Origin of the sequence: Hahella sp. CR1 (assembly GCF_029813005.1) — a bacterium.
GTDB lineage: Bacteria > Pseudomonadota > Gammaproteobacteria > Pseudomonadales > Oleiphilaceae > Hahella.
The window spans coordinates 284,399-296,833 of record NZ_JAPELK010000007.1 but is presented as its reverse complement, the minus strand read 5'-3'; the positions used below and the strand labels follow the sequence as shown (position 1 = coordinate 296,833).

8 protein-coding genes are annotated in these 12,435 nt (G+C 57.1%); 1 reads left to right on the top strand and 7 read right to left on the bottom strand.

Annotation, left to right across the window (positions count from 1 at the left end; genetic code table 11):
- Window positions 1-191: 191 nt before the first annotated feature.
- The 7 genes from ONV78_RS18710 to ONV78_RS18680 all read right to left on the bottom strand — a co-directional run bounded on the left by ONV78_RS18710 (window position 192) and on the right by ONV78_RS18680 (window position 10,131).
- Window positions 192-935, bottom strand: a complete 744-nt coding sequence (locus ONV78_RS18710; RefSeq protein ID WP_279505417.1) for a 16S rRNA (uracil(1498)-N(3))-methyltransferase — start codon at window positions 933-935, stop codon at window positions 192-194.
- Between the two features lie 2 nt (window positions 936-937).
- Window positions 938-2,290 carry an adenosylmethionine--8-amino-7-oxononanoate transaminase gene (locus ONV78_RS18705; RefSeq protein ID WP_279505415.1) on the bottom strand — a complete coding sequence of 451 codons (1,353 nt, stop codon included), beginning with the start codon at window positions 2,288-2,290 and terminating at the stop codon, window positions 938-940.
- A 92-nt stretch (window positions 2,291-2,382) separates the two neighbouring features.
- Window positions 2,383-5,169, bottom strand: coding sequence for an EAL domain-containing protein (locus tag ONV78_RS18700; protein ID WP_279505414.1), 2,787 nt, complete (start codon window positions 5,167-5,169; stop codon window positions 2,383-2,385).
- A 265-nt stretch (window positions 5,170-5,434) separates the two neighbouring features.
- Window positions 5,435-6,298: a methylenetetrahydrofolate reductase [NAD(P)H] gene (gene metF / locus ONV78_RS18695; RefSeq protein WP_279505413.1), complete on the bottom strand. Its 864-nt coding sequence runs from the start codon at window positions 6,296-6,298 to the stop codon at window positions 5,435-5,437.
- A 76-nt stretch (window positions 6,299-6,374) separates the two neighbouring features.
- The gene (gene ahcY / locus ONV78_RS18690; protein ID WP_216735674.1) at window positions 6,375-7,766 is read right to left on the bottom strand and encodes an adenosylhomocysteinase; all 1,392 of its coding nucleotides are present in this window, start codon (window positions 7,764-7,766) and stop codon (window positions 6,375-6,377) included.
- 107 nt (window positions 7,767-7,873) lie between these two features.
- Window positions 7,874-9,034 carry a methionine adenosyltransferase gene (gene metK / locus ONV78_RS18685; protein WP_216735675.1) on the bottom strand — a complete coding sequence of 387 codons (1,161 nt, stop codon included), beginning with the start codon at window positions 9,032-9,034 and terminating at the stop codon, window positions 7,874-7,876.
- A gap of 17 nt (window positions 9,035-9,051) precedes the next feature.
- Window positions 9,052-10,131 (bottom strand): metalloregulator ArsR/SmtB family transcription factor, encoded by a 1,080-nt coding sequence (locus ONV78_RS18680; RefSeq protein WP_279505411.1) that lies wholly within the window; start codon window positions 10,129-10,131, stop codon window positions 9,052-9,054.
- 293 nt (window positions 10,132-10,424) lie between these two features.
- Here ONV78_RS18680 and tkt point away from each other — a divergent pair, with 293 nt between their 5' ends.
- Window positions 10,425-12,434: a transketolase gene (gene tkt / locus ONV78_RS18675; RefSeq protein ID WP_279505409.1), complete on the top strand. Its 2,010-nt coding sequence runs from the start codon at window positions 10,425-10,427 to the stop codon at window positions 12,432-12,434.
- Window position 12,435 lies beyond the last annotated feature (1 nt).

Genomic DNA, 12,435 nt, shown 5'->3' with positions numbered 1-12,435 from the left:
ACCGCTGCACATTTGTGGAAATGGCGGCGAAAAGCGGCTCGGTCAAGCCGCTTTTCCACAAAGTTATCCACAGGGCGCCCATTTTTTGTGCGGCGTTTTAGGACGAAATATCGGCGTGCTCAGGGGCGCTCGAAGAAGTGTATGTAAGCGCCCGCTTTCTCTTTAGCGTTTTGCTGTAAAGGGAGTTGGATTTACGTTGGCGTAGAATCGCCAAAGTCGCCCCATAGCCATTGCATCAACGCCAGCGCCGCCACGGGAGCGGTTTCGGTGCGTAGAATGCGTGGACCGAGCGGCGCATGCACAAAGCCATGACGCTCCGCCAGAGCCACTTCCTCATCCGTAAAGCCGCCTTCGGGGCCAATCAGCAGGCAGACGCTGGCGGGACGCTGCGCCGGACTCCAGGCGCGCGCATCGCCGGGATGCAGGATCAGCTTCAGGTCCGCCGTCACGTTTTGCAGCCAGCTTTCCAATGGCGTTACGTCGCCGATGTCGGGAACGCGGGCGCGTCCGCATTGCTCGCAGGCGCTGATCGACACTTGTCGCCAGTGACGCCAGCGTTTGTCCTGGCGTTCTCCATCCAGACGCACTTCGCAACGCTCGCTCAGCAGCGGCGTGAGCGCCGTAACGCCCATTTCCGTGGCTTTTTGCACGGCGTAGTCCATGCGTTCGCCCCGGGACACGACTTGCCCCAGATGCACATTAAGGGAAGACTCCGCGTCGATCGCCAGCGGTTCTGACAGCGCCACTTCCACATCCCTGCGACCCACCGCCAGGACTTTGGCGGGAAAGTCGCGGCCGTCTCCACTGAATAGATGAAAAGCGTCGCCGGGGCGCATGCGCAACACGCGCCCGACGTAATTGGCCTGATCGCCGGTCAGCGTCAGTTGGCTGAGGCCATCGAGAGGCTGGTCGATAAAGATTCGATTGTTTCTCAAGTTCAGTCCTTAACCGCCAGATGCAGCCCATCCCAGGCCACTTTGGCCAGATGAGCGATCTCGTCTTCGCTGATCACATAAGGCGGCATGAAGTAGATAACATTGCCCAGAGGACGCAGCAGCGCCTGATTCTTCAGCGCATGCTCATAGACCCGTATGCCGCGCCGTTCCTGCCAGGGGAAGGGCGTGCGCGAGGTCTTGTCCTGCACCATTTCAATCGCCAGGATCATTCCAGTCTGGCGGACTTCCGCCACGTTGGGGTGGTCCTCAAAATGCGCGGTATGCTCGCGCATGCATGCGGCAAGGCGCTTATTTTGCTCGATCACGGGCTGATTTTGGAAGATGTCCAGGGTCGCCAGCGCCACACTGCAGCCGATCGGGTTGCCGGTGTAACTGTGCGAGTGCAGGAAGGCGCGCATGGTGGCGTAGTCGTCGTAAAAAGCGTCATAAATGAAGTCGTGAGTCATAACTACGGACAAGGGCAGATAACCGGCGGTCAGGCCTTTCGACAGACACAGGAAGTCGGGCGAGATATCCGCCTGCTCACAGGCGAACATCGTGCCGGTGCGGCCGAAGCCAACGGCAATCTCATCCGCGATCAAATGCACGCCATGGCGGTCGCAGGCCTCCCGCAATAACTTCAGATACACCGGGTGATGCATGCGCATGGAGCCGGCGCACTGCACCAACGGCTCGATGATCACCGCTGCGGTTTCATGGGCGTGCTTCTGCAGCGTCTCCTCCATATGCGCGAACTGGCGACGGCAATACGCTTCCCAGGATTCGCCAGCTTCGCGGTGAAAGCAATCCGGGCCGGGAACATTGATGACGGGATTGAGAAGCTCGTTGTAGGTTTCTTTGTACAAGGCGACGTCGCCGACAGCGAGCGCGCCCAGGGTTTCGCCATGGTAGCTGTTGCTAAGATTGATGAAGCGGGTTTTGTTCGGCTTGCCGCTGTTGCGCCAGTAGTGGAAGCTCATTTTCAGCGCCACTTCCACCGCGGAGGAGCCGTTGTCGGCATAGAAACATTTGTTGAGGCCGGCGGGCGTCACTTCCGCCAGACGTTCTGACAGTCTCACCACGGGTTCATGGGTAAAGCCGGCCAGAATGACGTGCTCCAATTGCTCCAACTGGGACTTGATGGCGTCATTGATATAGGGATGACTGTGGCCGAAAAGGTTCACCCACCAGGAACTGACGGCGTCGATGTAGCGATTGCCATCGAAATCCTCCAGCCAGACGCCCTTGCCGCTTTTGATCGGAATCAGGGGGAGAAACTCATGGTCCTTCATCTGGGTGCAGGGGTGCCACACACGCTTGAGATCGCGTTCCCGCAGTTCTGCGTTGGTAGTCAATTCCAGGCTCCTAATTATGTCCGGTAAATTCGCCGCCTATTGTGACATAGGGCGGCGCCCGGGTGGAGCCCGGCGGCAGGTCGACCAAAGGCTTAATCGTCCTGGGTCTGCACGCTGAACACTTTTTCCAGCATCATGGAAAGTTCGCGGGGCTGCGCCGGAGGGCTGAACAAATATCCCTGGCCGTAATCGCAGCCGGACTCCCTGAGTACGGCGAGTTGCTGTGGGGTTTCCACGCCCTCGGCGACGATTTTCATATCCATGGCGCGTCCCATTTTAACCAGAGCGTCCATCAACACTTCTTCCTTGGTTTTGCGGCCGAGATTGCGGATCAGCAAGCCGTCCAGCTTCAGCATGGAGATGGGCAGCTCTTTAAGCAAGGTGAGGGACGACGCGCCGTGGCCGTAGTCGTCGAGAGACAATCGGACGCCCATCTGATGCAATTCCATCAAACTGCGGCGGCTCTCTTCAAATTCATTGAGCAGGTTATGCTCGGTCAACTCCAGCACCAGCGAATTCGGGGGCACTTCGCTTTGACGGATGATGTCGCGCCAGCGTTTGATATGTTGCGAGTTGATCAACTGGCGACGGGACATATTGACGGCGATGAACGGCTGTTGATCGGCGGGGCGGGAGTACTGCCACTCCGCCGCCAGGTTGAGCGCATTTTGCAGCAGCCATTCGCTGATCTGGACGATATTGCCGGTTTCTTCCGCGATGGACATGAACTCCCTTGGATGCAGTTCGCCGAAGCGGGGGTGCAGCCAGCGTAACAGCGCTTCCGCGCCGGCCAGGCGCATGTTCTTCAGGTCGATGATGGGCTGGAACTCTAAATGGAATTGTTCATTTTGCGTGGCTTCGCGGATATCGCCCTCCAGCATCAGACGACTGGCGGCCGCTTCGTTCATGCGTTCTTCAAAGAAACGATACTGATTGCGGCCGTTGTCCTTGGCCTTGTACATGGCGATGTCGGCGTTTTTGATCAGAGTGGAGGCGTCTTCGCCGTCTTTGGGGAACAGGGTCACGCCGATGCTGGCGCCGATGTTTAATTCGTAGTCGCCGACGCTGAAGGATTCCGCCAGTTGCTGCAGCAATATCTTGGCGACATGGATAGCGTCGGTTTCTTCCCGTAAGTGAGGCAGGACGACGGTGAACTCGTCTCCCCCCAGGCGCGCCAGCATGTCGCTTTCTCTGAGCCGCGACTTGAGCCGGTTGGACACCTGCTGCAACAGCTTGTCTCCCACGCCATGTCCCAGGTTGTCGTTCACTTGTTTGAAGCGATCCAGGTCGATGAACAGCACCGCCAGACGCGCATGTTCCCGTTTATGACTGGCGATCAGGGAATTGAGGTGCTCAAACAGATAGCTGCGGTTGGGCAGTCGGGTGAGAGGATCGTAATAGGCCTGCAGGCGGATCTGTTCCTCGCTGCGTTTGCGGTCAGTGATGTCGTGGACGATCAGATACAGATAGGAACTGGCCCTGTCTTTGATTTCGGAAACGTACATTTCCACCAGGCTGGAGCGATTATCGCCGCGGCGGGCGGCGATGACCGTCTTGCCGGTTTGCAGAGACGGCAGCCAGCTCTCATCCAGCATTTCATTGTTCTCAGAGAGAAATAAACGCGAGGCGGAGATATTGCCCATCATTTCGCTGGAAAAACCGAAGAAGTCGCAGGCGGCGGGATTGGCGTCGATGACCTTGTTGTTCAGAGGGTCGAGAATGATCTGCACGGCGTCACAGTGCTCAAACATTTGCCGATAGCGGCGCTGGCTGCTTTCCAGTTGTCCGGCGGTGAGAAAATAACGTTGTATGAGTGCGGCAAAAAGAACGATTAGCGCCGCCAGCGCCATTTCCGGCGTCATTTGCTCAATGATGGCGCTGCGGATGGCGGACTGCTCCACGCTTAGCAGCAAATACCAGGGCGTTTCATCTATATTGGTGCGAATGAGAGCGTAGCCTTTTATCTCCAGGAAGGTATCGGTGGGGATGTCCTTGGGATGAGAAATAAAATTGTCGACGCCTTTGGGTAATGCCTCAGGAAAAGTGGCCGCGGTTTTCGCATGGGATGAGGTCAAAGTCGGATGCGCCAGCAACTGGTGCGACTGATTGACGATAAACAACTCTCCCGCTGACAAGTTGGGACTGCGCACAAACCCTTTGAGCACATCAAGAGTAATATCAATGGCCACCGCTCCGTGAAAAACCTCGTTGGCGTAGATGGGGGCGGCGGCGGTGACCATCAGTCCCTCCCCAAACTCATCTACGTACACCCGGGTCCAGAAAGGCGTGCGTTCGGGATTGTGATAGGGCAGGGCCATGGTAAAGAATTCCAGCGACAGGGATTCATTGGTGTAAGCGAACTTATCGGAACCAATCCAGGGCGCGATATAAAGAAAGCGATTCTGGGAGATGTAGTAGACCCAGTTGGACTCCGGCAGATTCTCTTTGGTGGCGCGGAAGATCGGCGTCAACGACAACGCCATTTCCATCTCGCGGTAGTAGTCTGGTTGGCGTCCCTGTATGTCTCCCAGCCCGGTGAGGTTGCCTACCTGATCTGTAGTGAATGGCGGTTGCAGGGTATCCATGGCGAAGAGACTGCGCGTGGAGTCATAGGCGATATTGGCGGACAGCTCGCTGTATAGATGATCCTCGTGATGGTTCAGAAAATAACTTTCCGCTGCGCGGCGAAGAATGGCGATATGCTCCATGATGCGACGGGTGGAGGCGCTGACGTTCTTTTGCGTCTGCTGCAGCTCCACTTGCATGGATTGGTAGTAATTGCGCGTGCGTTCGCGGTAATCAAGCAGGATCAGTACAACGCAGGCTATGAAAATAATCAGCAGCGCTGCGAGTCTGCCCGCGGTAGCCCCCAACTTCATTATTAGCCTGCCCCCTGGTTTATGGATTCAGTATAGGTAATGGCCGGGTATTTGGCGAAGCGCCAGGCGTTGCGGCGCAACACCTGCGAAGCAGATAAGAGAATAACTAAAAACGCTAAGGCTTATCGACGTGGAAAATGCTGGAGAGCAGGAAGATGCGTTGAAAATTAGTACGGGAACGGGAACGGGAACGCGGCAGGATAAACGAAGGGCCTGCCGGATAGTTCAGGCAGGCCCTGTTATTGAGTCGACGTTTGAGTCCGGGTCAGAAAGAAATCTTGTCGCCCAGATTCAGGTTGTCCCAGACCGCCAGACTTGGCTCGGCCTGATTCAATGTGTAGAAGTGGATGCCGGGAGCGCCTGCGGCGAGCAAACTTTCGCACAGACGCGTGACCACTTCCTCGCCGAACTTGCGAATGCTGGCTGAGTCGTCGCCGTAGGCTTCCAACTGCTTGCGCACCCAACGCGGAATTTCCGCGCCGCACATATCGCTGAAGCGAGCCAGATTGCTGTAGTTGGTGATCGGCATGATGCCGGGCACGATGGGCAGGTTCAGGCCTGCTTTTTCGCACCGCTCCACGAAATAGAAATAGGAGTCGGCGTTGAAGAAATACTGAGTGATGGCGCTGGTGGCGCCGGCTTCGACCTTACGGCGGAAGTTGTTCAGGTCCGCTTCGGCGCTTTGCGCCTGGGGATGAAACTCAGGATAAGCCGCTACTTCGATGGAGAAGTGATCACCGGTGCGCTCGCGAATATAGCTGACCAGCTCGTTGGCGTAGCGCAGTTCGCCGGGCGCGCCCATGCCGGAAGGCAGGTCGCCACGCAGCGCAACGATGCGTTGAATGCCGTTGGAGCGGTACAGGTCCAGCAATTCGCCGATGGATTCCTTGGTGGCGCCGATACAGGATAAGTGGGGCGCGGTGGAAATGCCCTGTCTGTGCAGCGTCAGCACGGTGTCGATAGTGCGCTCGCGGGTGGAGCCGCCTGCGCCGTAGGTCACGGAAAAGAAATCCGGCTTGCGCTTGGCCAGCTTGTCTCGCACAGCCTGCAGTTTTTCCATTCCCTCAGGGGTTTTGGGAGGGAAGAATTCAAAACTGAAACGCCGTTTAAACTGAGTTTGGGATTCCATTAGCGTATTGCCTCCGGTTTAGGGAATCTCTCTGGACAACCGGCGGCGCGGCGAACCGCGCCAGACCGGCGGTCGATCAGTACTTGTAGTCCGCTGGTTTGTACGGACCTTCCACTTCCACGCCGATGTATTCGGCTTGCGGTTGCGTCAGCTTGGTGATGACGCCGCCGAAGCCTTGCACCATGTAGCGCGCGACTTCTTCGTCCAATTGCTTGGGCAGAACGCGTACGTACAGGTTCTTGGGCTTCTCATCCGCAGGCAACTCTGCGAACTTGCGTTCGAACAGGTACATCTGCGCCAGCACCTGGTTGGCGAAAGAGCCGTCCATGATGCGGGAAGGGTGGCCCGTGGCGTTGCCCAGGTTCACCAGACGACCTTCGGAAAGCAGCAACAGGTGATCGTTTTGATCTTTGTTGCGGTGCACGATATGCACCTGTGGCTTCACTTCTTCCCATTCCCAGTTGTCGCGCATGAAACGGGTGTCGATTTCGTTGTCGAAGTGACCGATGTTGCACACGACCGCGCCGGATTTCAGCGCTTGCAGCATATACTTGTCGCACACATTGACGTTGCCGGTGGTGGTGACCAGCAGGTCGGTGTGGCCCAGCAGGTCACGGTTAACGCCTTCTGCGCTGCCGGTGTTGACGCCATCGATGTAGGGGGACACGACTTCATAGCCGTCCATGCAGGCCTGCATGGCGCAGATCGGGTCGACTTCGCTGATCTTGACGATCATGCCTTCCTGACGCAGGGACGCTGCGGAGCCCTTGCCTACATCTCCGTAGCCGATGACCAGGGCTTTTTTGCCCGCCAGCAGGTGGTCGGTGGCGCGCTTGATCGCGTCGTTCAATGAGTGACGGCAACCGTATTTGTTGTCGTTCTTGCTCTTGGTGACGGAGTCGTTAACGTTGACCGCAGGCACCTTCAGCTCGCCTTTTTTCATCATGTCGAGCAGACGGTGAACGCCAGTAGTGGTCTCTTCGGAAATGCCGTGGATGTGATCCAGCATTTGCGGGAATTCGTTGTGCAGAATTTCAGTCAGGTCGCCGCCGTCATCCAACACCATATTGGCGTTCCAGGGCTGACCGTCTTTGGTGATGGTCTGCTTGATGCACCAGACGTACTCTTCTTCGGTTTCTCCTTTCCAGGCGAATACGGGAATGCCCGCCGCAGCGATCGCCGCCGCCGCGTGATCCTGAGTGGAGAAGATATTACAGGAGGACCAGCGCACCTCTGCGCCCAACGCCACCAGGGTTTCGATCAAAACCGCAGTCTGGATGGTCATGTGAATGCATCCCAGGATGCGGGCGCCGGCCAGGGGCTGTTGCGCGCGGTATTTTTCACGCAGCGTCATCAGCGCAGGCATTTCGCCTTCGGCGATGTTGATTTCTTTACGTCCCCATGCCGCCAGGCTGATGTCCTTGACCTTGTAGTCGCTGAAGTTATCTACAGATTGTAACTGAGCCATGTTTGGTGTCCTATTGCTGATCCTAATGAGGGGGGGGCGGGGCGAACCCGCCGGAAGTCTCGGTCTGTTGCAAAAAGAGCCTCAGGGGAGGCTCTTTGCTATGGGAATCAGATACCGGCTGCGGCGCGCAGTGCGTCGGCTTTGTCGGTTCTTTCCCAGCTGAAGCTGTCGCCAGTGCGGCCGAAGTGTCCGTAAGACGCAGTCGGACGATAGATCGGACGTTTCAGGTCCAGCATGTCGATCAGGCCGCGTGGACGCAGATCGAAGTGCTCGCGCACCAAAGTGGCGATTTTGTCGTCGCTGATCTTGCCAGTGCCGAACGTGTTCACGGAAATAGAGGTGGGCTCCGATACGCCGATTGCGTAGGACACCTGAATTTCACACTTGGCCGCCAGACCGGAAGCGACGATGTTTTTGGCTACGTAGCGGCCTGCGTAGGCTGCGGAACGGTCAACCTTGGACGGATCTTTACCTGAGAACGCGCCGCCGCCGTGACGAGCCATGCCGCCGTAGGTGTCGACGATGATCTTACGACCGGTCAGACCGCAGTCGCCCACTGGACCGCCGATGATGAACTGGCCAGTTGGGTTGATGTGGTATTGGGTGTCGCTGTGCAGCCATTCTTCCGGCAACACGTGCTTGATGATCTCTTCCATCACCGCTTCGCGAATGTCGGACTGCTTCACGCCAGGGGTATGCTGAGTGGACAGCACCACCGCTTCTACCGCTACCGGCTTGCCGTTTTCGTAACGCAGAGTCACCTGGCTCTTGGCGTCTGGACGCAGCCAGGGCAGGATGCTGTTTTTGCGCAGGTAAGCCTGTCTTTCCACCAGACGGTGGGAGTAATAAATCGGAGCGGGCATCAGCACGTCAGTTTCATTGGTCGCGTAACCGAACATCAACCCTTGGTCCCCGGCGCCCAAATCTTTTTCGCTGGCTTCGTCCACGCCCATGGCGATGTCGCCAGACTGCTTGCCGATGGCGTTCAGTACTGCGCAGGACGCGCCGTCAAAGCCAACGTCTGAGCTGTTGTAACCGATATCCAGAATGACGCCGCGGACGATGTCTTCCAGGTCCACGTAAGTGTTGGTGCGCACTTCGCCGGCGATAACCGCCATGCCCGTCTTCACTAAAGTTTCAACCGCCACTCGCGCGTTCGGATCATCTTTAATGATGGCGTCAAGGATAGCGTCAGAAATCTGATCCGCCATCTTGTCTGGATGGCCCTCAGATACTGACTCGGAAGTAAAAATGGAATATTCGCTCATCGCATGCGTCCTTATGGTTAAAGATTACAATGACTGGGGTGGGTTGATGTTGCGGAACCTTCGGACTGACATGCGGTTGCGCCGGTCAGCGTTTGGCTCCCGTTTTTGGGCAATAAAAATTGGCGCACCTGGATCTGAAACCCATTGCGCACGCCTATATAAATGCTTTCGCCTTCCGCCAGGCCCGACTGCGCTCCCCAACGGGAGATTTCAGTGCTGTCGAAGCCCAGCCACAAATCGCCGCAGGACTCTCTGGCCCAGGACTGATCGTGGCGGCTCAAGTCGCTCAAAATCAACATGCCGCCGGGGCGCAACAAGGCCGCGCAATCGCGAATCATGTCCGCCGGCGACGCCACATGGTGCAACACCATGTTCATCACAATCACATCAACGCTGACGCCCTGTTCGAGGGCGCCTCGCGTATCTCCTACGATAAAGCGCACGTTCGACAACTGTCTGGCGTCCGCAAAATCGCGTGCTTTTTGCAACATTTCCTCGGAGTTATCCAAGGCGATGACGGAATCCGCCATCGTCGACAGATCTTCCAGAAAGGCGCCTTCGCCGGGGCCGATTTCCAGAAGCGTGTTGACCTTCTCGCCGGCCAACTGTTGTTGCAACATATCCCGCACAGGCGTGGCGTATAACGGATATTCCGCAATCAACTCCTGGTGCGCCTGGAAATGCTCGGCGTACCGGGAGAAAAACGCCTGACTTTGCTGCGCGCGTTGCTCTCCTACATTGCCAATACGGTCGCGGGTGTCCGTGGTCAACGGCATCAGGTCCAGATTGCTGAACAACTGCAGCCGCGCCAGCTCGGCGCTGTCGTCGCCGGCCAGAATAGGACGTCGGTAGAAAATACTGTTGCCCTCCCGCTGGGCTTCCACCATCCTGGCCTTGGCCAACACTTTCAGGTGATGGCTCATGGCGGATTGCTTGACGTCGAATATCGAACACAATTCCAGCACCCCGTAGGCGTTCCGTTCCAGGACACGCAATATCTCCAGACGCAACGCATCGCCGCAGGCCTTATAAACGCCAGCCAGTTCTGCGTAGTCCGCAGCGGCTTCAGTATCCGCGCCGTCGCTGTGTGAGAGCATGGAATCATTCATAGGCCGAAAGTTTAGCAACATCAAAAAATGCGCACAAGAACTATATCAAAAAATTTTGATATAGTTTCTCTGGCGCAAAAAATGGGCTGTTTTTTGCAGTGAATGACAGTAGGACAAGGCGGCGTCACCGCCTTGGAGACGGGCTTGAGGGGTGAACGGGCGGTAAACATGGGGATTGGGGCGATGAAATTTGCTCCTACCTCTTTAATGTATGAAAATACGCTCTCGTTTTTGACCCCCTAATCACAAACCAAAACTCGATCTGAGAGGGAGTGAGCTGAATGCCATCTCGTAAAGAACTCGCCAACGCGATTCGCGCGTTGAGTATGGATGCTGTGCAAAAAGCCAAGTCAGGACATCCCGGAGCCCCGATGGGTATGGCGGACATTGCGGAAGTGCTGTGGCGCGATTATCTGAACCACAACCCGACCGATCCCTCCTGGATTAACCGCGACCGCTTTGTTCTGTCCAACGGTCACGGCTCCATGTTGTTGTACTCCCTTCTGCACCTGTCCGGATACGATCTGGGCATCGAAGACCTGAAAAACTTCCGTCAGCTGCACTCCAGAACGCCAGGTCACCCTGAATACGGCTACGCCCCTGGCGTAGAAACCACCACCGGTCCTCTGGGTCAGGGCATCGCCAACGCCGTGGGTATGGCTCTGGCGGAAAAAGCGCTGGCGGGCCAGTTCAATCGCGACGGCCATGATGTTATCGACCACTACACTTATGTATTCCTGGGCGACGGCTGTCTGATGGAAGGCATCTCCCACGAAGTGTGTTCTTTGGCGGGCACCCTGGGGCTGGGCAAACTGATCTGTTTCTACGATGACAACGGCATCTCCATCGATGGCGAAGTGGAAGGCTGGTTCACCGACAATACGCCCAAGCGTTTCGAAGCCTACGGCTGGCAAGTGATTCCAGGCGTGGACGGACACAACTCCGACGCCATCAAGCAAGCGATTGAGCAAGCGCGCGGCAATACCTCACAGCCGACGCTGATCTGCTGCAAAACCATCATTGGTTACGGCGCTCCCAACAAGCAAGGTAAAGAAGAGTGTCACGGCGCGCCTCTGGGCGACGATGAAATCACCGGCGCGCGTCAGGCGCTGGGCTGGACCCACGAGCCTTTCGTGGTTCCCGAAGATATTTACGCGGCCTGGAGCGCGAAAGAAAAAGGCGCAGCGCTGCAACAAGCCTGGTCCGAGAAATTCGCTGCATACCAGCAGGCGCATTCTGAATTGGCGGGAGAACTGCTGCGTCGTAGCGCCGGCAAACTGCCGGAAGACTTCGCCGCCAACGCGGACGCTTATATCGCTGAGTGTCAGGCCAAAGGCGAAACCATCGCCAGCCGCAAAGCCTCTCAGAACAGCATCAACGCATACGCTCCGCTGTTGCCGGAACTGTTGGGCGGCTCCGCTGACCTGGCGGGCTCTAACCTGACTATCTGGAAAGGCAGCAAAGGCGTTAGCAAAGAAGACGCTGACGGCAATTACATTTATTACGGCGTACGCGAGTTCGGCATGTCCGCCATCATGAACGGCGTGGCGTTGCACGGCGGCTTCATTCCTTACGGCGCCACCTTCCTTGTGTTCATGGAATACGCGCGCAATGCGGTGCGTATGGCTGCGCTGATGAAGCAACGCTCCATCCTGGTTTACACCCACGACTCCATCGGTCTGGGCGAAGACGGTCCGACTCACCAGCCGATCGAGCAGCTGGCCAACCTGCGCACCACGCCAAACATGAGCACATGGCGTCCTTGTGACGCGGTTGAATCTGCTGTCGCCTGGAAGAGCGCGATCACCCGTGAAGACGGCCCAAGCGCGTTGATTTTCTCGCGTCAGAATCTGCCTCATCAGCCCCGCGACGCTGAGCAGGTAGCGAATATCGAGAAAGGCGGCTACATCCTGAAGGATTGCGCGGGCCAGCCTGACCTGATTCTAATCGCAACCGGTTCTGAAGTCGGTCTCGCTGTCGCTTCTGCTGAAGCGTTGACAGCGCAGGGTCACAAGGTGCGCGTTGTGTCCATGCCGGCCACTGACGTTTTCGACAAGCAGGATTTCCATTACCGCCAGCAAGTGCTGCCGTTGGAAGTAAGCGCTCGCATCGCGATCGAAGCAGCGCACCAGGACTTCTGGTACAAGTACGTTGGCCTGGACGGACGCATCGTGGGCATGAGCACTTTCGGCGAGTCCGCGCCTGCGAACCTGCTGTTCGAAGAGTTCGGCTTCACCGTGGATAACGTGGTGGCCCAGGCGCAAGATCTGTTAGACTCGCTGGATGCATAAA